Source organism: Devosia sp. (assembly GCF_014860165.1).
Classification (GTDB): domain Bacteria; phylum Pseudomonadota; class Alphaproteobacteria; order Rhizobiales; family Devosiaceae; genus Devosia.
In genome coordinates this window covers 53,758-75,289 of record NZ_JACZKG010000054.1, presented here as the reverse complement: position 1 = coordinate 75,289, position 21,532 = coordinate 53,758, and the positions used below count along the sequence as shown (strand labels likewise).

Sequence of the window (21,532 nt, the reverse complement as noted above, 5' to 3'; positions counted from 1 at the left end):
GAGCGCCTTGGGCGAGTTACTCGGCGAGGAAGGCGCAGCCGCCGTCTTCGAGGGGACGGAAGGCTTCCGCAGCCGGGATCGTAGCGAGCAGGTTGTAATAGTCCCACGCACCGGTGGACTCGGCCGGCGACTTGACCTGGAACAGGTACATGTCATGCACCTTGCGGCCGTCTTCGCGGATCATGCCTTCGCCGAACAGCGGATCGCTGGTCGGGGTCGACTTCATCGAGGCCATCAGGGCTTCGGTTTCCTTGCCGCCGGTGGCTTCCACCGCCTTGAGGTAGTGCAGCACGCTGGCATAGACGCCGGCATGAACCATGGTCGGCTTCTTGCCGTCATTCTCGGCGGCGAAGCGCTCGGACCAGGCGCGGGTCTCGTCGTTGAGATCCCAGTAGAAGCTCTCGGTCAGCACCAGGCCCTGCGCGGTTTCAAGGCCGAGCGCATGGATATCGGTGATGAAGATCAAGAGACCCGCCAGCGCCTGGCCAGCCTGGGTGATGCCGAATTCGGATGCCTGCTTGATGGTGTTGACGGTGTCGCCACCGGCATTGGCAAGGCCGATCACCTGGGCGCCCGAAGCCTGGGCCTGCAGCAGGTAGGACGAGAAGTCGGTGCCGGGGAACGGATGGCGCACCGCGCCAAGGACTTCGCCGCCAGCGGCTTCGACGACTGCCGTGGTGTCCTTTTCCAGAGCCTGACCAAAGGCATAGTCCGCGGTGATGAAGAACCACTTGCTATTGCCTTCGGCCACCATGGCCGAGCCGGTGCCGTGGGCCAGAGCCCAGGTGTCATAGGTCCAGTGGACGGTGTTGGGCGAGCACTGCGCGCCGGTCAGATCGGCCGAGCCGGCGCCCGAATTCATGAAGATCTTGTTCTTCTCGCGGGTGATCTCGTTGACTGCAAAGGCCGCCGACGAGGTCGGCACGTCCACGATCAGGTCGACGCCGTCCTGATCATACCACTGGCGCGCAATGTTGGAGGCAATATCAGGCTTGTTCTGGTGATCGGCCGAGATGATTTCGACCGTGATGCCCTTGCCGGCGGCATCGAAATCCTCGACGGCCATGCGGGCGGCGATCACCGAACCTTCGCCGGACAAATCGGCATAGACGCCCGAGCGATCGTTGAGCACGCCGATCTTGATTGCAGTCTGGGCCATGGCCGTGCCCGCCAGCAACAGGCTGGTGGCCGAGGCCAGAATGAGGGTCTTGAAGTTCATTACTGCGTTCCTCCTGAAAGTGCCGATTTTCGGCTTGGTGCTAGACGCCCAGATAGGCGTGCAGCTTGTTCATGTTGGCGGCGAGGTCTTCATTGGGGATGGTGTCGATCACCCGCCCCTGTTCGACCACGTAGTGCCGGTCCGCGACCGAGGCCGCGAAACGGAAGTTCTGTTCGACCAGCACGATGGTGAAGCCCTGGCTCTTGAGCTGGCTCAGTGTGCGGCCGATCTGCTGCACGATGACCGGGGCCAGGCCCTCTGTGGGTTCGTCCAGCAGCAGGAATTTGGCGCCGGTGCGCAGGATGCGGCCGATGGCCAGCATCTGCTGCTCACCGCCAGAGAGCTTGGTGCCCTGGCTGCCGAGCCGCTCGCGCAGGTTGGGGAACATGTCGAGCACCGCTTCGCGCGTCAGCCCGCCCGGCTTGACCTGCGGCGGCAGCATGAGGTTTTCGTCGACCGAGAGGCTCGAAAAGATACCCCGCTCCTCGGGACAGAAGGCGATGCCGGCCTGGGCAATGTGGCGTGGCTCAAGCCCGATCAGCTCGCGGCCGTCGAAGCGCACCGAGCCCTGGCGCTTGCCGAGGATGCCCATGATGGCGCGCAGCGTCGTGGTCTTGCCCGCGCCATTGCGGCCGAGCAGGGTCACCACCTCGCCGGGGCGCACATCGAAATTGATGCCATGCAGCACATGGCTCTCGTCGTACCAGCCATTGAGATTGCGTACCGCGAGCAGGCTGTCGGTGATCGCGTCGGTCATCGCCAATGCCTCACTCATGGCCCGCTCCGATATAGGCTTCGATGACGCGCGGGTCCTTCGACACCGCTTCATAGGGCCCCTCGGCCAGTACCTGCCCGCGGGCCAGCACGGTGATGCGGTCGGAGAGGTCGGCCACGACAGACAGATTGTGCTCCACCATCAAGATGGTGCGATTGGCTGATATCTTTCGGATCAGCGCCGAGATGCGCGCCACGTCCTCCTGCGCCATGCCGGCCATCGGCTCGTCCAGCAGCAGCATTTCCGGCTCCAGCGCCAGCGTGGTGGCAATCTCGAGTGCCCGCTTGCGGCCATAGCTCAATTCGCCCGCCGTCTCATGGGTGAAGCTCGACAGGCCGACCTCGTCGACCCGCTCCATCGCCTCGGCATCAAGCGCGCGCAGCACCTTCTCCGGGCGCCAGAAATCAAAGCTGTCGCCGCGCCGCCGCTGCAGGGCGATACGCACGTTTTCGAGCACGCTGAGCCTGGGAAACACCGCCGAAATCTGGAACGAGCGCACCAGGCCCAGCCGCGCGATATCGGCGGCCGGCATGCGGGTGATATCGCGGCCGTTGAGGGTGATGGTGCCAGCACTGGGCTGCAGAAACTTGGTCAGCAGGTTGAAGCAGGTGGTCTTGCCCGCGCCATTGGGTCCGATCAGCGCGTGGATCGAGCCCCGCTGCACATCGAGATCGACGCCGTTGACGGCCACGAAGCCGGCAAAACGCTTGGTCAGGCCGCGCGCGGACAGGATCACGTCGGCTTGTGGAGCGGTCAGGGTTGTCATGGCTGCGCTCATCGGGCTGTCCATCCGCCATCTATGGAAATGGCCGAGCCGGTGATCGAGCGGGCCAGGTCGCCGCAAAGATAGGCTGCCAGTTCGGCAATTTCCTCGGGCTGTACGAATTGCCGCGTCGGCTGCGGTGCCAGGATCACCTCGCGCATCACCTGCTCCTCGCTCATGCCATGCACCCGCGCCTGGTCGGCCACCTGCGCGGCGACCAGCGGCGTCCACACATAGCCGGGACAGATGGCATTGACGGTAATGCCCTTCTCCGCCGTTTCCAGCGCCACCGCCTTGGTCAACCCGACCACGGCATGCTTGGTTGCCACATAGGCCGATTTGAACGGCGAAGCGCGCAGGCCATGCGCCGAGGCGATATTGATGATGCGACCCCAGCCGCGACCGGTCATGCCCGGCAGGGCGGCGCGGATGGTGTGAAACGCTGAATCCAGGCTCACCGCGACGATGCGGTCCCAGTCGGCGGGCGGCAGGTCCTCGATCGGGGCGACCTTCTGCACGCCGGCATTGTTGACCAGCACGTCGAGCTGGCCAAAAGCCGAGACCACCTCGCCAACCAGGTCGTAGCCACCGCCATTGAGGGACAGATCGGACTGGAAATAGCGCACGCTGGCGCCATTGCCTGCCACTGAACGCAGCGCGTCGACCACATCGGCTTCCGCCTCGAAGCTGTTGATCGCTACGTCATAACCCATCGCCGCAAATTTGCTGGCGATCGAGAGGCCAATGCCGCTCGTCGAGCCTGTGACCAGTGCCACGCGCTTTGTCGTCATGCTCCACCCTGTAGCGGGCCTTCGATGGGCCCGGTCTTTTGCCAGCTATGTATCAAGTTCCGTGCCAAGCGCGGAAAGGCAGCAATCCGGGCGTTTTCCGGCAGAGCAGACGGCAGGATATGTATGGCGGACACGACACTGTCCGGGAATCCGGACAGATCAGAGGGTGATATTGTGGCGCTTGAGCTTTTCGTAGAATTGCGAGCGCGACACGCCCAGCCGGAGCGCCGCGGCCGATTTCTGGCCGCCGGTGGCCTCAAGCGCATCAAGGATCGCCTGCCGTTCCGTATCGGCCACGGCAGTGGCCAGCCCCTGACGTGGCGCGCCTGACCGCACAACGCCCGGCGGTAGCGCGCGGGAGATGACCCTGGCATCCAGCACTTCACTCGGCGCCAGCGCTGCGGCCCGTTCCAGCACATTGCGCAATTCGCGCACATTGCCCGGCCAGGCATGCGCCTGCAGCAGCGCCACCGCCTCGGGCGTGATCTCCCAGCCGCGCTGGTCGCCCGCCCGCATGGTCTGCTCCAGCAGCGTTTCACAGAGCAGCGCCATGTCCTCCCGCCGCTCCCGCAGCGGCGGCACATGCACCGTCAGCACCGCGACGCGATAATAGAGATCGGCCCGGAAGCTCTTGTCGGCAATCTTGGCTTCGAGATCCTGCGACGTCGCGGCGATGATGCGGACATCTATCTTCTTGACCGTATTGGAGCCCAGCGCCTCGATCTCGCCCTCCTGCAACACGCGCAGGAACTTGGCCTGGATACCCAGCGGCATGTCGCCGATCTCGTCGAGAAACAGCGTGCCGCCATGGGCAAGCTCAAACTTGCCCTGCCGCGCCTTCTTGTCGGCGCCGGTATAGGCGCCCGGCGACACGCCGAAGAACTCGGCTTCCAGCAAAGCCTCGGGCACCGCCGCCATATTCACCGCGACAAATGGTCCGTCCGCCCGGTCCGACTGTTGGTGGATGGCATGGGCCAGCAGTTCCTTGCCAGTGCCGGTTTCGCCCAGGATCAGCGCCGCACCATCTCTGAGGGCAAAGCGCCGCACCATGGCCTTGAGATCCTTGACCGCCTCGCTCTGGCCGACGAAGCTCGACAGCGAATATTTGGTCTGCCGCTCCCGCGTCAGCGCCGCCTGTGCCCTGGTGAGCTGCTTCTGCAGCGCCTCGAACTTGTCGAGGATCGGTGCGAGATAATCGACATTGTCATAGAAGACGAAGCCGATGGCCCCTTCCACGGCCCCCGCTTCGTCCTTGAGCGGAATGCGGCAGACGACGAACTGGCGGTCGTCGAAGTTCATGATGTCGAGCAGGATCGGCCGGCCTGTCTCGACGACCCGCCGCAGCAGGGAATGGGGCAGGATTTCTTCCACCGGCAGGCCGATGGGATCGAAATCGGGCGCCAGCTTCAGCAACTCGCGATAGCGCTTGTCCATCCAGGTGATGCGCGTCTGCGCGTCGACAATGATGGCGCCTTCGAAGAAATCCCTCAGCAGGCTGAAGGCACCCACCGCCTCCTCGATGCTGGCCAGCCCATTGGCCGCCGGCCAGCGTTCGGTTGTCGGTATGGGCGCCATGGCCGGTCTCGCTTCCATTCGTTCCGGGCGAGTCTAGTGCCCGCTCATGGCTTGGGCAACGGCATCACACCCGCTCGACGCAGAGCGCCACGCCCATGCCCCCTCCGATGCACAGCGTCGCCAGCCCCTTGCTGCCGCCACGCCGCGCCAGTTCATGCAGAAGCGTCACCAGCACCCGCGCGCCCGATGCCCCGATCGGGTGCCCGATGGCAATGGCGCCGCCATTGACGTTGACCCGTGCAGGGTCCCAGCCCATCGCCTGGTTGACTGCACAGGCCTGGGCCGCAAAAGCCTCATTGGCCTCGATCAGGTCGAGATCGGCGACATTCCAGCCGGCCTTGGCCAGTGCCCTGGTCGAAGCCGGAATCGGTCCGGTCCCCATAATGGTGGGATCGACGCCCGCCGTCGCCCAGCCGGCAATCCGCGCCACCGGCGTCAGCCCGCGCCGCGCGGCCTCGTCTTCATGCATCAGGACCAGTGCCGCAGCGCCGTCATTGATGCCCGAGGCATTGCCAGCGGTGACCGTGCCCTCCTTGTCGAAGGCCGGACGGAGCTTGGCCAGTGCCTCGGCGCTGGTATCGGAGCGGATATATTCGTCGCTATCGACCACGACATCGCCCTTGCGCGTCTTGACCGTTACCGGTGCGATCTCGGCCGTGAACCGCCCCGCCTGCTGTGCTGCCGCGGCCTTCTGCTGCGAGGCCAGTGCAAAGCCGTCCTGCGCCGCCCGGTCGATGCCGAACTGTTTCGCCACGTTTTCGGCGGTGATCCCCATGTGATAGCCACCAAAGGCGTCGATCAGCCCATCGACCATCATGGTATCGACGAGCGTAATCGGCCCCATTTTCGCGGGCGCCCGCAACTGCTGGCAATGCGGCGCCAGGGACATGGATTCCTGTCCGCCCGCGACGATAATCCGCGCATCCCCGGCCGCAATCTGCTGCATGCCGAGCGCCACCGCGCGCAGGCCCGAACCGCAGACCTGGTTGAGGCTCCAGGCCGTGGCGCCCTGCGGTACACCCGCGCGCATTGCCGCCTGCCGAGCCGGGTTCTGTCCGGTACCCGCTGTCAGCACCTGCCCCAAGATCACCTCATCGACCTCGCTGGCCTCCACGCCAGCCCGCTGCAGCGCCACGGCGATGGCCGTGGCACCCAGTTCATGCGCCGGCACGGTGGCGAGCCCGCCCATGAAGGCCCCGACGGCCGTGCGTGCCGCGCCGACAATGACGATATCGCTCATGCCGGCACCTTCAGGCTCTGTCCGACTGTGAAATGAGCCTCGGTCTTGGCGGTGATCTCGTCCACGCTCACTCCATCAGCCAGCTCGATCAGCACCATGCGTGGCTCGCCGCGCCGCTCCAGCGTGAAGACACCCAGATCGGTGATCACCATGTCGGCGACGCGCTTTCCCGTCAGCGGCAGGGTGCACGCCTTGAGCAGCTTGGGCTCGCCCTTGGCCTCATGCTCCATCACCACCACGACGCGCTTGACCCCGGCAACGAGATCCATCGCCCCGCCCATGCCCTTGACCATCTTGCCGGGGATCATCCAGTTGGCGAGATCACCATTCTCGGCCACCTGCATGGCGCCGAGGATGGAGAGGTCGATATGCCCGCCCCGGATCATGCCAAAGCTGTCGGCGCTGGAAAAGAAGCTGGTCAGCGGCAGTTCGGTAATGGTCTGCTTGCCGGCATTGATCAGGTCCGCATCCTCGTCGCCCTCGAAGGGAAAGGGCCCCATGCCGAGCATGCCGTTCTCGCTCTGCAGCCGCACGTCGATGCCATCCGGGATGAAATTGGCCACCAGCGTCGGAATGCCGATGCCGAGATTGACGTAGAAGCCGTCCTGCAATTCGCGCGCCGCGCGTTCCGCCATCTGTTCGCGGGTCCAGGCCATCAGTTCACCTCCGCCATGGCGCGGGGCCGCACCGTGCGCTGCTCGATATGCTTGGCCGGGTTGGGCACATGCACCAGCCGCGACACGAAAATGCCCGGCGTGTGGATCTGGTCGGGCTCGATCTCGCCGACCTCGACCAGGTGCTCAACCTCGGCAATGGTCACCTTGCCGGCCGTTGCCATCATCGGATTGAAGTTTCGCGCCGTCTTGCGATAGACGAGATTTCCCTCGGTATCGCCCTTCCAGGCATGGACGAGCGAGACGTCGGCCACCAGCCCGCGCTCCATCACGTAGTCGTCGCCGTCGAAGCTGCGCACTTCCTTGCCATCGGCAATGATCGTGCCCACGCCCGTTTTGGTGAAAAAGGCCGGAATGCCCGCGCCTCCGGCCCGGATTCGCTCGGCCAGCGTGCCCTGCGGGGTGAATTCGAGCTCCAGCTCGCCCGACAGGAACTGCTGGGCGAAGAGCTTGTTCTCGCCCACATAGGACGAGATCATCTTCCTGATCTGCCTTGTCTCCAGCAGCGTGCCGAGCCCGATGCCATCGACGCCCGCATTGTTGGAAATGAAGGTCAGGTCTTTGACACCAGACTGCCGGATCGCCGCGATCAGGGCCTCGGGAATGCCGCAGAGGCCGAAGCCGCCCGACATGATCACCATTCCATCCGCCAGCACGCCGGCCATGGCCGCCGTTGCGTCCGCATAGACCTTTTGCAAAGCCCGTCCTCCTCGCCGTCTTGTTTGATATCGGCGATGCCGCTCCCCGCAGCACGCCGTTTGAGGGAAGGTTAGGTCTTGTCCGTCCGGCCCGGTTAGTCGTATTTATACGCTATGGCGACACCTCTCCCCGCGAGCCCGGACCGCGCTTCCATGCGCTTCACGTTGGGCGAAATTCCCGTGCCCATGGTGTTTGCCACCCACCGCATCATCCGTGACTGCAATGGGGAATTCGCCGCCCTGTTTGGCTTTGTGCGCGAGGACCTGATCGATCAGAGCTTCTCCCGGCTCTACCCCGCGCTGGCCGATTTCGTGCGCACCGGGCAGATGTGGCGCAGTCACCTGCCGGGTGGCCAGGTCTATTACGACGAGCGCATCATGGAGGGTGCTGGTGGCCACCGCTTCTGGTGCCGTGTCAATGGCCGCTCACGCCATGGCACCGACCCCTTTGCCGAAGCGCTCTACTGCTTCGAGCCGATGAGCCGGCCGGTCAGTGAGGCGACCATAACCGGGCGGCAGCGACAGATCCTGGCCCTGGTGGCGCAAGGCAAGACCAATGCCGCCATCGCCGCCGAAATCGGCCTCAGCCAGCGGACCGTGGAAGCGCATCGCCTGCGCATGATGCGGCAAGTGGGCGTTCGCAATACCGCGGAGCTGATTGCCTGGTTCTTCGCGCCATGAACCTGGATACCGCCGGTACCCAGGCCCTGACTGTTCGACAGTCGTCTGCCTGGGTGAGAGGCAATCAGCGCTTGGGAGCAAACAGCCGATCTCGGGAACCGTTGAGGTGGGTCTGCATATGCGTGCGGGCCGCGGCGGCATCGCCGCGCGCGATGGCTTCGTAGACGGCAGTATGTTCGACAAAGACATGCTGCAGGCCGTCGTGGGTGCTGCGCAATGAAAGGCCGTGAAAGCGCATGCCGACGGCGATGTGCTCCTCCAGTGCCTCCATGGCGGTGGCGAAATACGGATTGGCCGACGCCCGGGCGATGCTGAGGTGAAACATGAAATCGGCATCGGCGCGGTGCGCCTGACGGTTGGTGGCATCGCGAAGCTGGTTGAGTGCCGACCTGATCTCCTGCAAGGCCTCGGGTGAACGGCGGACGGCCGCCATGGCGGCGGCTTCCGGCTCGATGGTCAGGCGGAAGTCGTAGCAGTGCTGCAGGTCCGAAAGGTTCTCCATCTGGCCGAAGCCCAGCGGTTCGCGCAGGCCCTGTTCGCGCACGAAGCTGCCGGCCCCACGGCGCGAATAGATCAGGCCTTGGTCGCGCAGGCGCTGCAGTGCGTCGCGGACCACGGGGCGGGACACCTGGAACTCTGCAGCCAGGGCATGCTCGGTGGGCAAACGTTCGTCCACGCCGTAGGCGCCGGACTTGATGGCCCGCTGGATGCGGTCGAACACCGCATCGGAAAGGCTGCGCCGAACGTTGAGAATTTCCGACATGCTATCCGTGCGCCCTCCGGTCCGCGCTGCCCGAATGCTCGAGCAGGCGCAGCAATGTATCGGGTGTGCCGAAGCCCCCCGACTTGGTGATTATCGTGAAGCCGCCCGCCCGGGCAATAGGCAGGCCGGGCAGCGCCTCGCCAGCGAGCTGGAGAAGGCCGATCCCCAGGGCCCGCAAGACCACCTGCGCCGTAGCGCCGCCCGAGATGAACAGGGTGGCGCCAGGCGGCACCGGCATGCGCAGCAGCGCTTCGCCCAGATGTCGCGCCACCAGTGCCGGATCGATGGGGGTGCCCCCGGCGGTGGCCTGCAGCAGAGTCATCGGGCCGAGCGGCGGCAAGTCATGTGGCGCCACCCCGTTCGGTGCAGCAATGTCGTGCAGCCCCGGGTTGGCATCCCGCAAGCGCCCAATCTGCGCCAGGGTAATGGGATCGGTCGAGCCGATCACGCAGATAATCGGCGCAGTGATGCTCGGCACCACAGGCGGCGCAGCGACCGGTGCGAGGCGGGCTGCCAGCGCTTCGGCCAGCCCGCGGGCACCGACTGGCAAATCATGGTCAAAGCGCGTCAGCGCCCGGTCGATATCGTCCTGCGTTTCCACATCGGGCATATGCGCCTTGCCGGCGTGGTGGCCCAGCCTGGCAGCGACATCGATCGGTGCGGACACCCCGAAACCGCCCAGCCGCCCGTCGCGCATCCAGCGCCCGAATGCCGGGATGGCCGGGATGACCAGCGCGCGTCGGAAGGTGATGGCGTCGAGTTCAGCGGTGATGTTGCCCTTGAGGCGTGAGTCCACCTTCTTGAAGATCGACAATCCGGTGGGGAGCAATGCCAGGCAATCGGCCACCGCCTGCCTGGCCGCAGCTGGCGACAGCTCGCGGCTGCCGGTCGAGACGCCAATCACCTCGGCGCCGCTGGCCAGCGCGGCGGGAAGCTCGTCCCGTCCCAATGCCACCACCGTCGACAGGCCGCGTGCGGCGAATGGAGCGGCGGCGTCGAGGGCTCCGGTCAGGTCATCGGCAATGACGGCCAGTTGTGTCATGGACCCATTCCGGCCGACCGGCGCTGCGCCTGGATATCGGGATCAGGATCCAGATTGGCGGCCAGCAGGCGCTGCGTATAGGGGTGCTGCGGGGCCGCGAAGATGTCACCGGTGGGCCCGCGCTCGACAATTTCGCCCGACTTCATGACGATGACCGTATCGGCAAAATCGCGCACCACGCCGAGATCATGGGCGATGAACAGGAACGAAATGCCCAAACGCTTTCGCAGGTCGTCGAGCAGGGCGATGACCTGGGCCTGGATGGAAACGTCAAGCGCCGAAACGGCCTCGTCGCAGATGATCAGTTCCGGCTCGAGCGCCAAAGCGCGCGCAATGGCGATGCGCTGGCGCTGGCCGCCGGAAAACTGGTGCGGGTAGCGCTGTGCATGTTCGGGGGCGAGGCCGACCTGTTCCAGCAAGGCGGCCACCTTGGCCTGCCTGGCAGCCCGATCGGGCATCAGCCGGTGGATATCCCAGCCTTCCGAGATGAGCTGGTAGACCGACATGCGCGGATTGAGCGATTGCGTGGGGTCCTGGAACACCATCTGGATCTCGCGCCGCACACCCAGCAGTTCGCCCGGTTTCATGGCAATGAGGTCGCGACCCTTCCAGAGTGCTTCACCGCTATCGGCCTTTTCGAGGCGCAGGATGGCGCGGGCCAGCGTCGACTTGCCCGAGCCGCTCTCGCCAACCACCGCAAGGCTCTGTCCGCGATGGAGGGTCAGCGAGACGTCGTGCAAGGCGGTGAACTTGCCATAGGTCTTGCAGAGTTTCCGCGTTTCAAGCAGCACCGGTTCGGCACTGTCCAGCACCCTGATCTCGCCCTTGCCCGGAGCCGCGCCAATCAGCTGGCGCGTATAGGGATGCTGGGCATTGTGATAGACTCCGCGCGGCGTCCCCGCCTCGACGATCTCGCCCTTGCTCATCACCACGACGCGGTCGGCAATCTCGGCGACGACGCCCAGGTCGTGGGTGATCAGCACCAGCCCCATGCCGGTTTCGGCCTGCAATTCCTTGAGCAGCGCCAGCACTTCGGCCTGGATGGTCACGTCGAGTGCGGTCGTTGGCTCGTCGGCGATCAGGATGTCGGGTTTGAGCATCAGCGCCATGGCGATCATCAGGCGCTGCCGCTGCCCGCCGGAAAACTGATGCGGGTACTTGTGGAGGGCCGCTTCGGGGTCCGGAATGCCGACGCGTGCGATCAGCTCCAGCGCCCGGGCACGCGCCGCGTCGGCGGGCCGGCCATGCGCGGTCATCATCTCCACGATCTGCCAGCCCACGGTATAGACCGGGTTGAGGTGGCTCAGCGGGTCCTGGAAGATCATGGCGATCTTCTTGCCGTTGAGCGCCCGATGGGTTTCGTAGCTGACCTTGAGAAGGTCCTGGCCGTCATAGAAGATCTCGCCCGAGACGATCTGCGCCGGCGGCCTGTCGAGAATGTTCATCACGGCATTTGCCGAGACGGACTTGCCCGAGCCGCTTTCACCCAGGATGGCCAGGGTCTCGCCGCGATTGACGCTCCATGAGACATGTCTGACCGCATGGACCGTGCCGCGCGCGGTGTGGAAATCCACACTGAGGTTGTGGACTTCGAGCAGGGCATTACTCATCTGACGTGCTCCTGGCTTCCAGCCGCCAGCGCTGGGCGGGGTCGAGGGCGATGCGCATCCAGTTGCTCAGCAGGTTCAGCGCCAGGGTGGTGATGACGATGCAGACGCCCGGCCACAGCGCCAGCCACCAGGCATTGCTGAGATAGGGCCGGCCCTGGCTGACCATCAGGCCCCAGGTGATATCGGGCGGCTGGATGCCGATGCCCAGGAAGCTGAGCGAGGACTCGGCCAGCATGACGAAGGCAAAATCCAGCGTTGCGATGGTGACCAGGGTCGGGGTGACCACCGGCAGGACGTGCCGGGCGATGATGCGCCAGTGGCTGGCGCCCATGACGATGGCCGCCTGCACGAACATGCGCTCGCGCACCTCCAGCACTTCGGCCCGCGTGGTGCGCAGGTAGATCGGAATGCGGGTAATGGCGAGGACGAGGATCATGTTGGGGATGGATGGCCCCAGCACATAGAGCACCACCACCGCCAGCAGCAGCGAGGGGAAGCTCATGATCACATCGGCCAGCCGCATGATCACCTGCGACGTGTTCTTGCCGAGGTAGCCGGCGACGAGGCCCAGCGTGGCGCCGACGAACAATGCGAAGGCCACTGCGCCCGCGGCCACAAGCATGGTGCTGCGTGCCGCCACGATAAGTCGGGCCAGCATCGGCCGGCCCAGCGAGTCTCCGCCCAGCACGAAGGCCCAGCCCTTGGCCAGGTCGAAGGGCGGGCTGTTGCGGCCGCGCAGGTTCTGGTGGCTTGCCAGTTCGCCGAGCAGGGAAGGGCCCAGCATGGCACACAGGATGATCAGCAGCAGGACGATGGCCGAGACAAAGGCCAGCTTGTCGCGCCACAGCATCGACAGCAGGGTGGCGGCAGCGGATTTCTCGGAACGGGGCGGCTTGGCGAGCGACAGGTCGGTCATATCAGGCGCCCCCTAGTTCCGGATCCGCGGATCGAGCACGCCATAGGCGATATCGATCAGGATGTTCATGATGAAGATGGCGATGGCGGTGACCATGATGGCGGCAAGCACCACGTTGAAGTCGCGTTGCAGGATGGAGTCGATCATCAGCTTGCCGATCCCGGGGAAGCCGAAGATCGTCTCGACGATGACAGCGCCATTGAGCATGGCGGCGGCCTGGTCGCCGATCACCGTGATGACGGGCAGCATGGCATTGCGCAGCGTGTGGACGAAGATGATGGGCAGGTTCTTGACGCCCTTGGCGCGGGCCGTCTTCACATAGGCCGCCGATAGCGCCGACAGCATCGAGCCGCGCACCACCTGCACGATGAGGCCGAAGGGGCGGATGAACAGGACCGCCACCGGCAGCACCCAGTGCAGCGGCGTGCCGACGCCTGATGTCGGCAGCCAGCCGAGGTTGATCGCGAAGATGACGATTGCCACGATGGCGATCCAGAAGTCGGGCGCCGATGCGCCGATCAGCGAAACGATCGAGACCAGCCGGTCGAAAAAGCCGCCGACATTGAAGGCGGCCAGCGATCCCAGGACAATGGCGGCAACGATGACCAGCGACAGGGTGATCAGCGCCAGCGGCAGGGTCCAGGCATAGGCCTCCATGACCACGTCGATGGCCGGGCGGGCCTTGCGCAGCGATTCACCGAAATCGAACTGCAGCAGGTCGAGGACATAGCGCGCGAACTGTTCCAGCAGCGGTGCATCCAGCCCATGCAGCGCGCGGAAATTGGCCTTCATCTCTTCGGTCGCGTCGATCGGCAGGAACAAAACTGCCGGATCACCGGTGAGACGCGAGAGGAAGAACACCAGGACCATCAGGCCCAGCAGCGAGAGCAGACTGGCGATTGCCCGTTGTCCGATCAGCTTGAACATGGCTTCTCACCAGCTTCCTTGAATGGCGATGCCGGGGAATGGTCCCCGGCATCGGAGTGTGGACCGCATTCGAGCTTACTTGAAGCCGATCTCGGCGAGCTGCAACTGCTGGTTGGTCGCAATGGTCGGCGTGAAGTCGAGACGCTCGCTGACGCGGCTGAGGCCAACCATGTGGAACAGCAGGACGTCGGCGACGATCTCGTCATGGACATAGGCGAACAGCTCCGACCACAGGGCCGCACGTTCCTCGCCGGTTGCCGCCGAGGCGCGGGCAATCAGGTCGTCGACCTTCGGGTCGTTGACGCCCGATTGGGTGCCCTGGCTGGCATATTTGAAGAACATCGAGAAGGCCGGGTCGCCGCGGCTATTGTCATGCTGCGCGAGGACGAGGCGGGTGCCTTCGCTCTCGGGGTAGGGCTTGGAGTAATACTGCTCGTGTTCGGCGACTTCGACCATGCGCAGCGTGGCGTTGAAGCCGACTTCGTTGAACATCTGCACCAGGGCCTCGGAGACCTCGGTCACATTGGGGAAGTTCTCGGTGCGGGCCACGATTTCGATGGGCAGGCTGACATCGACGCCATCTGCCTTGGCTTCTGCCAGCAGCGTCTTGGCCAGTTCAGGATCGTAGGCCGGGGGAGACAGGTCAGGGTTCCAGCCCAGGGTGGTCGGCGGCGTCATGGCGACGGCCAGTTCGGTACCATCGGGCAGCACGGTGCCGATAAAGGCCTCGCGCTCGATGGCAGCGTTGAGCGCCTTGCGGACACGGATGTCGCTGGTGGGAGCGTCGGCATTGTCGATACGCAGATAGACGGTTTCCGAGTTCAGGTAGCTAAAATCGGTCGCCTTGTTGTCGGCCACTTCAGCCGTGATCTGCGGCGCGATATCGGCTTCGCCGGCGGCAACCATGCCGGCGCGGACGGCAGGCTCGGAGCGGAACAGGTAGGTTGCCTTGGTCACTTCGGGCTGGGCGCCCCAATAGCTGTCGCGGCGGGTCAGCACGATCTGCTGGCCGGCGGTCCACTCGGTCATTTCATAGGGGCCGGTGCCGACTGGCTGGCGCACGAATTCCATCGGCGTTTCCGATGGCACGATGGTAACGAGGCTCATCAGCAGCGGCAGGATCGGCTGGGCCGGCTCGGCCTTTACGTCCACCGTCAGGTCGTCGACGACGGTAAAGGTCAGCGCGGTATCAGCGAAGTAGCGGGCGCTTTCGCAGGTCATCTGGTCGCTGAAGACGCGATCGAACGAGTGCTTGACGTCGGCGGCGTCGAGCGCGGTGCCATCCGAGAAGGTGACGCCCGGATGCAGCTTGAACTGCCAGGTGCCGTCGCCCTTGTCTTCCCAGCTGTCGGCCAGGCGGGGCATCAGGCCCTTGTCGCCGCGCACGTCGAGCTCTGTCAGCGTTTCACTGATATTCTGCAGGATGACGCGACCGATATTCGATCGCGTCGCCATGCAGGGTTCGACCAGGTCGAGTTCTTCGCTCAGCACCACGGTAATGTCGGTATTGTCCTGCGCCATGGCCGGTACCATGGTCGTCGACGCCACAAGCGCGCCGACCAGAATGTGTTTGATGGTCAAGGTCGTCCTCCCTTTGCAGCTTTTGCGGCGCGTGAACGACGCTGCAGAGCGCCCACGCAAATTCCTCCAAGCGGGTCTCACATTGGGGCCCAAGCTTGGGTCGCACTATCGTGTTACAACCTCAAGTTGTCAAACTGATTTGAGTTGAGTGTTGACATGCAACAGGAGAATTGTAGGTAATTCATTGATATAAAAGAAAATTTACCCGGCAACTCGCGGTACCATGCGGGCCATCTGGCCAAATAATAACTTGACAACATGGCCATCACTGTAAAGTTTGGCGCCACCAGAAGAGGGGAAGAGATGACTCCGGATGAGATCGAAACGCGCATGACAGGCCAGCTGGCCGCTGTGGGTGGAGGGCGCCTTGAAGCTTTCCTGCCGTCGCCCATGGTGCAGAATCATGCCGCCTTCATCGAACTGCTGGATGACGGCACGCTGGCCTGCCTCTGGTTCGGCGGCACGCTTGAGGGCAAGTCCGATATCTCGATCTATGGCACCACGCTGGCGCCAGGCGCCGACCGCTGGTCGCCGTCGGTGCAGCTCAGCGACGACCCTGAGCGTTCCGAGCAAAATCCGGTGCTGACGCGCGACGGGCAGGGGCGCTGGCAGCTGTTCCATACGGCGCAGCCTTCAGGCAACCAGGACGAGTGCCTGCTGCGGGCGCGTGATATTTCCATAATCGGCGCTACGCTGACCGGCTCGGCGCCGCGCATCATCGATCTGCCGCTGGGCACCTTCGTGCGTGGTCGCTTCGTGCGCCGCAACGATGGCGCCTGGATGATGCCGGTCTTCCGTTGCGTCTCCCGCGCCGGCCAACGCTGGAACGGCAGCCACGACACGGCCGGCGTCGCTGTCAGCCATGACGATGGCGCCACCTGGACCATGACCGAGGTCCCGGGCTCGATCGGCTCGGTTCACATGACCATCGTGCCACTGGACGGCGCGCATATGGTCGCCTTCTATCGCCGGCGCCAATCCGATTTCGTGCATCGCTCGGAGAGCCACGATGGTGGCTTCACCTGGTCGATGCCCGAGCCGACCGATGTGCCCAACAACAATTCCTCGATCAACGTCGTCCGGCTTGCCGACGGACGTTTGGCCATGGTCTGCAATCCGGTCTCGGCCGCGACCTCCAGCGACCGGCGGGCTTCGCTCTACGACGAGATCGAGGAGGGCGACGATCGGCCCGATGCCAGCGGTGGCTGCGCGCCCATCTGGGGCGTCCCGCGCGCGCCGCTGGCGCTGTGTGTTTCCACCGATGGCGGCAAGACCTGGCCGCTGCGCCGTATTGTCGACGACAGCCCCGGCACCTGCCTGTCGAACAATTCCATCGACGGGCGCAACAAGGAACTGTCCTATCCCTATCTGCTGGAAGGACCGGACGGCGCATTGCACGTCGCCTACACCTACTTCCGGCGGGCCATCAAATATGTCCGCCTCCCCAGGGGATGGATCGACGGAGAACAGAGTTGAGCGACCTTATCGGCATTACCATGGGCGACCCTGCGGGCGTCGGGCCCGAGATCGCAGTCCGTGCTCTGGCGGACATGAGCCCGGCCGACCGTGCGCGCACCCGCATCTACGGCAATCGCGCCACGCTCGACCTGGCGGTTGCCGCCACCGGCGCCTCCATCGACCTTGATGGCCTCGTCGTCGATCTGCCCATCGAGGGCGGCCCGCTGCCCTGGGGCAAGCTCGACCCGCGCGCTGGCGACGCGGCCTTCCGCTTCATCGAAAGGGCCGTCCGCGATGCCGAAGCCGGGACGATCGGCTGCATTGTCACCGCCCCGATCAACAAGGAAGCGCTTAACCTGGCCGGCCATCATTATGATGGCCATACGGGCATGCTGACCGCCCTGACCGGCCAGAAGTCCGCCTTCATGCTTCTGGCTTCCGAGCGGCTCAAGGTCATTCATGTGTCGACCCATGTCTCGCTGAAAACCGCTATCGATCGGGCGACACCAGAGCGGATCCTCGCAACCATTCGCGCCGGTAACGATCACCTCAAGCGCGTCGGCTATGCCAAGCCCCGCATCGCCGTTGCCGGCATCAACCCGCATTGTGGGGAGAATGGCCTGTTCGGCACCGAAGACGATGTGCAGGTCGTTCCCGCGGTCGCCATGGCCCGGGCGGAAGGTATCGACGTACAGGGCCCTATCTCGGCCGATACGCTCTACTACCGCGCCTATAGCGGCGCCTTTGATCTCGTCGTCGCCCAATACCACGACCAGGGGCACATTCCGATCAAGCTCGTGGCCTTCGACACGGCCGTCAATGTGTCGATCGGCCTGCCGATCGACCGGACCTCGGTCGACCATGGCACAGCCTTCGACATTGCCGGGTCAGGCAAGGCCAACCACACCAATTTGAACGAAGCCATCGCTTATGCACGGCGCCTGGCGGCGGGGACAAAGTCATGAATCCGGCGACCAAACTTCCCATCCACGGGGTCCTCTGCGCCTCCGCCACGCCGGTGCTGGAGGATGGCACACCTGACCACGCCACCTTCGCCAGCCATTGCCACGCACTGTTGCAGGAGGGCTGCGACGGTATCGCCTTGCTCGGCACAACCGGCGAGGCGAACTCCTTCAGCATCACCCAGCGCAAGGCCTTGCTGGACAAGGTCATCGCATCAGGCATCGACCCGCAGCGTCTGCTGCCCGGCACATCGCAGACCAACGTGGCCGATACAGTCACGCTGATGCGCCACGCCGTGGAGGCGGGTGTTAAGGCCGCCGTGGTTCTTCCGCCGTTCTACTACAAGGGTGTCAGCGACGAGGGCCTGTTCCGGTTCTATGCCGAAGCGATCGAGGGTGTGGGGCGTGATGACCTGCGGGTCGTGCTCTACCACATTCCGCCCATCGCCCAGGTCGGGCTCTCGATCGAACTGGTCGGCCGGCTGCTCGAAGCCTTCCCCGGCATCGTGGTTGGCATCAAGGACAGCTCCGGCAAGCTGGAAAGCATGCGGCAATTCGCCAGCACTTTCCAAGATTTCTCCGTGCTTGCTGGCGCCGATCCCTTCATGCTGCCGCTGCTGCATTCGGGCGGGGCAGGGTGCATCACCTCCAGCTCAAACCTCATCGGCAAGCATCTGCGTGTCGTGTTCGACCATGCGCACCGGCCGGAGGATGGGGCATTGGTCGACGCGGCGCAGGAGCGCATCAACCTCTGGCGCGACCTCTCCAACGCCTATGTGCAGTTGCCGACCATCAAGGCCATGTTGGCCCGTCGTCGCAACCACCTGGGCTGGACGCGGGTGCGACCGCCGCTGGTCGAATTGTCTCCGGCAGAGCTCGACACCGTCTGGGCGAAGATGGCCGAGCTTGAGGCGCAAGAAAATGTCTGAGCCAGTTCTTTCCATGGCGCAACCCATCACGCTGCTGCAGCCGGCACGGCTCGAGATTGGCGCGGGCGCCATAACCCGTCTCGCTGCCTGGGCCGAGCCCTACAAGCGCGTCTTCGTGGTGGCCATGGTGCCGACGATCGGTTTCGTCGATCGCATCGGACTGATGGGTGCAGTCGAGACCTTCATCGATATTCCGCCCGAGCCCGACTTGCCGGCTGTCGAAGCCGTTCTGGCCGCAGCCCGCGCCTTCCGTCCGGACCTGGTGATCGGCCTGGGCGGCGGTTCGGTCATGGACGTCGCCAAGCTGGTAGCGGTGTTGTGGGACAGCGAACAGTCCGTGATCGACGTGGTGGGAGTCGGCAAGGTCTGGGGCCGCCGTTCGGCGCTGGCACAGGTGCCAACGACGTCTGGCACCGGGTCCGAAGCGGGCATTCGGTCGCTTGTCACCAATCCGGAAACGCTGGCCAAGCTGGCGGTCGAGAGCCCGTTCATGCTCGCCGATATTGCCGTGCTCGACCCCGAACTGACCTATTCCGTCCCCGCCGCGGTCACGGCGGCCACCGGCATCGACGCGCTCGCCCACTGCGTTGAATCCTTCACCAACATCAAGGCGCATCCGCTGGTCGACGGCTATGCCAGCCTCGGCATTTCGCTTGTCGGCCGCTATCTGGCCCGGGCCGTCGCAGACGGACGGGACACCGAGGCGCGTGCCGGAATGATGCTCGCCTCCTATTATGGCGGCGTCTGCCTCGGCCCCGTCAACACTGCTGGCGGTCACGCCCTGGCCTATCCGCTGGGCACCCGGCTCAAGCTGCCGCATGGTCTGGCGAATGCCATCATATTCCCGCATATGCTTGCCTTCAACGCCTCGGCAAGGCCTGGAAAAACCGCCGTGGTGGCACAATCGCTCGGCCTTTCGGGCGCGGTTGCCACCGATAGCGTCCTTGCTGAAAGTCTTGCTTATTGCCGAGGACTGGGCCTCAACATGAGCCTGTCGAGCCATGGCGCGAGCGAGCGGGATTTGGCCGCCTGGGCGGAGGACGCATTCGCCATAAAGCGGCTGATCGACAACAACCCACGCCCGCTGTCGGTATCCGACATTCTGTCAATTTACAGAGATGCCTACTAGAGTGGCGGGCCTACATGGCTGGATCGCGGCTCGCTCCCTGTCGGTGAGGGGCGGTCGGGCTGGGTGGGGGCCGACGGAAGCAGCCATAGGCAGGGCGCGGAAGACACGCGTGCCTACTAGACCAGGTGGTTGCCGCCATCCACCTGAACGACGCTCCCGGTGATGAAGTCGTTCAACATGAACTGAACAACCTGCTGGGCTATGGCTTCGGGTTTGCCGATCCGACCCACTGGCAAGGTCGCTGCCGTCCGTTCAAACAGCTCCCTGCGAGACGTCTCGTCCAGGTGGTTCCACCATGGCGTATCGACCCTGCCGGGAGAAACGCAGTTCACCCGAATGGGCGCCAATTCGAGTGCCAGCGCTTGGGCCAGGGCATCCAACGCGGCGTTGACCGCACTCAACATCGTCGCATTACCACTCGGCCGCTGCCCCAACATGCCCGAAACAAGCGTCAGGGTGCCGCCTGGCTTGATCCTGGCGGCGTGTGCCACGTGAACGGCCCCCCAGAACTTGGACTCCATGGAGCGACGCGCTTCCGCCAACGACTGGACCCGCAGCGGTCCCACTGTAAGATCAGCCGCGGAAATGACGACATGGTCGAACGGTGCGCGATCATCGAAGAAGCGAGCCACGCCCCCCGGATCGGTAACGTCTACGACAGCGATATCGACGTCGCCCAGTTGCGCCCCTGCCGCCTCCAGGCGCCCCTGAATGCGCGAGGCGATCGTGACCAATGCGCCTTGCGTCAGGGCGAGCCGGGCAGTTGATAGCCCGATGCCGGACGAACCGCCGAAGACGACGACCCGCTGGCCATCGAGCGTGTCACCTCCCATCGGTGGGCTTGTCCTGAGCGATCAGTTCACTACCCGCGAGCAACTCACTGAAGCGCGCCATGGCGGTATGGTCCTGCCCCGATCCAAGGGCAGCGCGGGCACCGGCCCACATCTGCTGGCACATGGCCGCAAACGGGGCGGCGGTCCCGGTATCCTGGGCCACGCCCAGGGCGATGCCGAGATCCTTGACCATCAGGTCCAGACCAAATCCGGCATCGAAGCGGCGGGACAGTACGAATTGCTTGAACTTCTTCTGGGTCGAGTTGTTCATCCCTGTCGAGGCGTTGAGCACATCCACCATGACGGCTGGGTCGAGGCCGAAGCGGCTGCCGATCAACAGCGCCTCAATGCCGATCAGGAAACCGCCGGCGCTGACCAGATTGTTCAGCGCCTTCATCGCGTGGGCTGTGCCGACACCGCCGGTGCGCTGTACGGCGTTCCCCATAGACCGCAGGGCCGGCTCGGCCAGCGCAAAGGCCTCGTCGCCGCCCCCCACCATGATCGCAAGGTCGCCAGTTCGGGCGCGGGCAACGCCGCCGGAAACGGGCGCATCGATCAGGAGGATGCCGCGTTCACCTGCCTTGTCGGCAAGGTCGCGGGTTCGCTCGGGCACGCCGCTCGACATTTCGATCACGAGCGCGCCCTTGCGCAACCGGGCCAGAACCCCGTCAGGCCCACCCAGTACGCCCGCGACGATTGCACTATTGGGCAACATGGTAATCACCATGTCGGCGCCCTGGGCGACATCGGCGGCGGTCGGTGCAACGGTGCATCCCACATCTCCAGCCACTGCGGCCGCCCGCGTCGCGTCCGCGTCGAAGACAGTCAGGCGGAATCCGCAGCCAGCCAACCGGCCGACCATCGGCGTCCCCATGGCGCCCAGACCGATAAATCCGATGCGCTGCTTTTCGGTCGATGGTTGCATGGTCATACGGCAGGCTCCGGGACGGTGATGAGTACTAGGCG

21 protein-coding genes are annotated in these 21,532 nt (G+C 64.7%); 5 read left to right on the top strand and 16 right to left on the bottom strand.

The window, feature by feature from the left end; translation table 11 throughout:
* Nucleotides 1-16: 16 nt before the first annotated feature.
* The 8 genes from IH615_RS13665 to IH615_RS13630 all read right to left on the bottom strand — a co-directional run bounded on the left by IH615_RS13665 (nucleotide 17) and on the right by IH615_RS13630 (nucleotide 7,735).
* Nucleotides 17-1,219, bottom strand: a complete 1,203-nt coding sequence (locus tag IH615_RS13665) for an ABC transporter substrate-binding protein (RefSeq protein ID WP_291362428.1) — start codon at nucleotides 1,217-1,219, stop codon at nucleotides 17-19.
* A gap of 40 nt (nucleotides 1,220-1,259) precedes the next feature.
* Nucleotides 1,260-1,994, bottom strand: a complete 735-nt coding sequence (locus tag IH615_RS13660) for an ABC transporter ATP-binding protein (RefSeq protein WP_291362427.1) — start codon at nucleotides 1,992-1,994, stop codon at nucleotides 1,260-1,262.
* Complete coding sequence (locus tag IH615_RS13655) at nucleotides 1,987-2,760, bottom strand: ABC transporter ATP-binding protein (RefSeq protein ID WP_291362426.1); 774 nt, start codon at nucleotides 2,758-2,760, stop codon at nucleotides 1,987-1,989. Before IH615_RS13655 ends, IH615_RS13660 begins: the two co-directional genes overlap by 8 nt.
* A gap of 8 nt (nucleotides 2,761-2,768) precedes the next feature.
* Nucleotides 2,769-3,548, bottom strand: a complete 780-nt coding sequence (locus IH615_RS13650) for a 3-hydroxybutyrate dehydrogenase (RefSeq protein WP_291362425.1) — start codon at nucleotides 3,546-3,548, stop codon at nucleotides 2,769-2,771.
* Between the two features lie 159 nt (nucleotides 3,549-3,707).
* Complete coding sequence (locus IH615_RS13645; RefSeq protein ID WP_291362424.1) at nucleotides 3,708-5,123, bottom strand: sigma 54-interacting transcriptional regulator; 1,416 nt, start codon at nucleotides 5,121-5,123, stop codon at nucleotides 3,708-3,710.
* 64 nt (nucleotides 5,124-5,187) lie between these two features.
* Nucleotides 5,188-6,363 carry an acetyl-CoA C-acetyltransferase gene (locus IH615_RS13640; RefSeq protein WP_291362423.1) on the bottom strand — a complete coding sequence of 392 codons (1,176 nt, stop codon included), beginning with the start codon at nucleotides 6,361-6,363 and terminating at the stop codon, nucleotides 5,188-5,190.
* On the bottom strand, nucleotides 6,360-7,019 hold the full coding sequence (locus IH615_RS13635; protein WP_291362422.1) for a 3-oxoacid CoA-transferase subunit B: 660 nt from the start codon (nucleotides 7,017-7,019) through the stop codon (nucleotides 6,360-6,362). The genes IH615_RS13640 and IH615_RS13635 overlap by 4 nt, the downstream gene beginning before the upstream one ends.
* Nucleotides 7,019-7,735: a CoA transferase subunit A gene (locus IH615_RS13630; protein ID WP_291362421.1), complete on the bottom strand. Its 717-nt coding sequence runs from the start codon at nucleotides 7,733-7,735 to the stop codon at nucleotides 7,019-7,021. The genes IH615_RS13635 and IH615_RS13630 overlap by 1 nt, the downstream gene beginning before the upstream one ends.
* Nucleotides 7,736-7,888: 153 nt before the next feature.
* Here IH615_RS13630 and IH615_RS13625 point away from each other — a divergent pair, with 153 nt between their 5' ends.
* The gene (locus IH615_RS13625) at nucleotides 7,889-8,416 is read left to right on the top strand and encodes a LuxR C-terminal-related transcriptional regulator (RefSeq protein ID WP_291362420.1); all 528 of its coding nucleotides are present in this window, start codon (nucleotides 7,889-7,891) and stop codon (nucleotides 8,414-8,416) included.
* 64 nt (nucleotides 8,417-8,480) lie between these two features.
* Here IH615_RS13625 and IH615_RS13620 read toward each other — a convergent pair whose 3' ends face one another.
* From IH615_RS13620 to IH615_RS13595, 6 genes are all read right to left on the bottom strand, one after another.
* Complete coding sequence (locus IH615_RS13620; RefSeq protein WP_291362419.1) at nucleotides 8,481-9,179, bottom strand: FadR/GntR family transcriptional regulator; 699 nt, start codon at nucleotides 9,177-9,179, stop codon at nucleotides 8,481-8,483.
* Between the two features lies 1 nt (nucleotide 9,180).
* On the bottom strand, nucleotides 9,181-10,221 hold the full coding sequence (locus IH615_RS13615) for a four-carbon acid sugar kinase family protein (protein WP_291362418.1): 1,041 nt from the start codon (nucleotides 10,219-10,221) through the stop codon (nucleotides 9,181-9,183).
* Complete coding sequence (locus IH615_RS13610; protein WP_291362417.1) at nucleotides 10,218-11,831, bottom strand: ABC transporter ATP-binding protein; 1,614 nt, start codon at nucleotides 11,829-11,831, stop codon at nucleotides 10,218-10,220. Before IH615_RS13610 ends, IH615_RS13615 begins: the two co-directional genes overlap by 4 nt.
* Nucleotides 11,824-12,747, bottom strand: coding sequence for an ABC transporter permease (locus tag IH615_RS13605; protein ID WP_291362416.1), 924 nt, complete (start codon nucleotides 12,745-12,747; stop codon nucleotides 11,824-11,826). Before IH615_RS13605 ends, IH615_RS13610 begins: the two co-directional genes overlap by 8 nt.
* Nucleotides 12,748-12,759: 12 nt before the next feature.
* On the bottom strand, nucleotides 12,760-13,674 hold the full coding sequence (locus IH615_RS13600; RefSeq protein WP_291362415.1) for an ABC transporter permease: 915 nt from the start codon (nucleotides 13,672-13,674) through the stop codon (nucleotides 12,760-12,762).
* A 75-nt stretch (nucleotides 13,675-13,749) separates the two neighbouring features.
* Nucleotides 13,750-15,207 carry an ABC transporter substrate-binding protein gene (locus IH615_RS13595; RefSeq protein ID WP_291362463.1) on the bottom strand — a complete coding sequence of 486 codons (1,458 nt, stop codon included), beginning with the start codon at nucleotides 15,205-15,207 and terminating at the stop codon, nucleotides 13,750-13,752.
* Between the two features lie 351 nt (nucleotides 15,208-15,558).
* Between IH615_RS13595 and IH615_RS13590 the strand changes: the two genes are divergently transcribed.
* From IH615_RS13590 to IH615_RS13575, 4 genes are read left to right on the top strand one after another with little or no spacing between them, the layout of a single operon-like run.
* Nucleotides 15,559-16,731 (top strand): exo-alpha-sialidase, encoded by a 1,173-nt coding sequence (locus tag IH615_RS13590; protein WP_291362414.1) that lies wholly within the window; start codon nucleotides 15,559-15,561, stop codon nucleotides 16,729-16,731.
* Entirely contained in the window at nucleotides 16,728-17,678 is a 951-nt protein-coding gene (gene pdxA / locus IH615_RS13585; RefSeq protein WP_291362413.1) for a 4-hydroxythreonine-4-phosphate dehydrogenase PdxA, read from the top strand. The genes IH615_RS13590 and pdxA overlap by 4 nt, the downstream gene beginning before the upstream one ends.
* Nucleotides 17,675-18,604, top strand: coding sequence for a dihydrodipicolinate synthase family protein (locus IH615_RS13580; protein WP_291362412.1), 930 nt, complete (start codon nucleotides 17,675-17,677; stop codon nucleotides 18,602-18,604). Before pdxA ends, IH615_RS13580 begins: the two co-directional genes overlap by 4 nt.
* Entirely contained in the window at nucleotides 18,597-19,733 is a 1,137-nt protein-coding gene (locus tag IH615_RS13575; protein ID WP_291362411.1) for an iron-containing alcohol dehydrogenase, read from the top strand. Before IH615_RS13580 ends, IH615_RS13575 begins: the two co-directional genes overlap by 8 nt.
* A 116-nt stretch (nucleotides 19,734-19,849) precedes the next feature.
* On the opposite strand, the gene IH615_RS13570 is transcribed toward IH615_RS13575, so the two are convergent.
* Both IH615_RS13570 and IH615_RS13565 read right to left on the bottom strand, forming a co-directional pair.
* Nucleotides 19,850-20,566, bottom strand: coding sequence for an SDR family oxidoreductase (locus tag IH615_RS13570; protein WP_291362410.1), 717 nt, complete (start codon nucleotides 20,564-20,566; stop codon nucleotides 19,850-19,852).
* Entirely contained in the window at nucleotides 20,556-21,497 is a 942-nt protein-coding gene (locus IH615_RS13565; RefSeq protein ID WP_291362409.1) for an NAD(P)-dependent oxidoreductase, read from the bottom strand. The genes IH615_RS13570 and IH615_RS13565 overlap by 11 nt, the downstream gene beginning before the upstream one ends.
* Between the last annotated feature and the right edge of the window lie 35 nt (nucleotides 21,498-21,532).

What these genes read in the sequence shown, in the direction of transcription:
- IH615_RS13620 (WP_291362419.1), bottom strand. Translation starts at nt 9,179, where the DNA reads ATGTCGGAAATTCTCAACGTTCGGCGCAGCCTTTCCGATGCGGTGTTC.
- IH615_RS13570 (WP_291362410.1), bottom strand. Translation starts at nt 20,566, where the DNA reads ATGGGAGGTGACACGCTCGATGGCCAGCGGGTCGTCGTCTTCGGCGGT.
- IH615_RS13590 (WP_291362414.1), top strand. Translation starts at nt 15,559, where the DNA reads ATGACTCCGGATGAGATCGAAACGCGCATGACAGGCCAGCTGGCCGCT.
- IH615_RS13625 (WP_291362420.1), top strand. Translation starts at nt 7,889, where the DNA reads ATGCGCTTCACGTTGGGCGAAATTCCCGTGCCCATGGTGTTTGCCACC.
- IH615_RS13580 (WP_291362412.1), top strand. Translation starts at nt 17,675, where the DNA reads ATGAATCCGGCGACCAAACTTCCCATCCACGGGGTCCTCTGCGCCTCC.
- IH615_RS13565 (WP_291362409.1), bottom strand. Translation starts at nt 21,497, where the DNA reads ATGACCATGCAACCATCGACCGAAAAGCAGCGCATCGGATTTATCGGT.
- IH615_RS13650 (WP_291362425.1), bottom strand. Translation starts at nt 3,548, where the DNA reads ATGACGACAAAGCGCGTGGCACTGGTCACAGGCTCGACGAGCGGCATT.
- IH615_RS13645 (WP_291362424.1), bottom strand. Translation starts at nt 5,123, where the DNA reads ATGGCGCCCATACCGACAACCGAACGCTGGCCGGCGGCCAATGGGCTG.
- IH615_RS13665 (WP_291362428.1), bottom strand. Translation starts at nt 1,219, where the DNA reads ATGAACTTCAAGACCCTCATTCTGGCCTCGGCCACCAGCCTGTTGCTG.
- IH615_RS13635 (WP_291362422.1), bottom strand. Translation starts at nt 7,019, where the DNA reads ATGGCCTGGACCCGCGAACAGATGGCGGAACGCGCGGCGCGCGAATTG.
- IH615_RS13640 (WP_291362423.1), bottom strand. Translation starts at nt 6,363, where the DNA reads ATGAGCGATATCGTCATTGTCGGCGCGGCACGCACGGCCGTCGGGGCC.
- IH615_RS13610 (WP_291362417.1), bottom strand. Translation starts at nt 11,831, where the DNA reads ATGAGTAATGCCCTGCTCGAAGTCCACAACCTCAGTGTGGATTTCCAC.
- IH615_RS13660 (WP_291362427.1), bottom strand. Translation starts at nt 1,994, where the DNA reads ATGAGTGAGGCATTGGCGATGACCGACGCGATCACCGACAGCCTGCTC.
- IH615_RS13575 (WP_291362411.1), top strand. Translation starts at nt 18,597, where the DNA reads ATGTCTGAGCCAGTTCTTTCCATGGCGCAACCCATCACGCTGCTGCAG.
- IH615_RS13595 (WP_291362463.1), bottom strand. Translation starts at nt 15,207, where the DNA reads ATGGTACCGGCCATGGCGCAGGACAATACCGACATTACCGTGGTGCTG.
- IH615_RS13600 (WP_291362415.1), bottom strand. Translation starts at nt 13,674, where the DNA reads ATGTTCAAGCTGATCGGACAACGGGCAATCGCCAGTCTGCTCTCGCTG.
- IH615_RS13655 (WP_291362426.1), bottom strand. Translation starts at nt 2,760, where the DNA reads ATGACAACCCTGACCGCTCCACAAGCCGACGTGATCCTGTCCGCGCGC.
- IH615_RS13615 (WP_291362418.1), bottom strand. Translation starts at nt 10,221, where the DNA reads ATGACACAACTGGCCGTCATTGCCGATGACCTGACCGGAGCCCTCGAC.
- IH615_RS13605 (WP_291362416.1), bottom strand. Translation starts at nt 12,747, where the DNA reads ATGACCGACCTGTCGCTCGCCAAGCCGCCCCGTTCCGAGAAATCCGCT.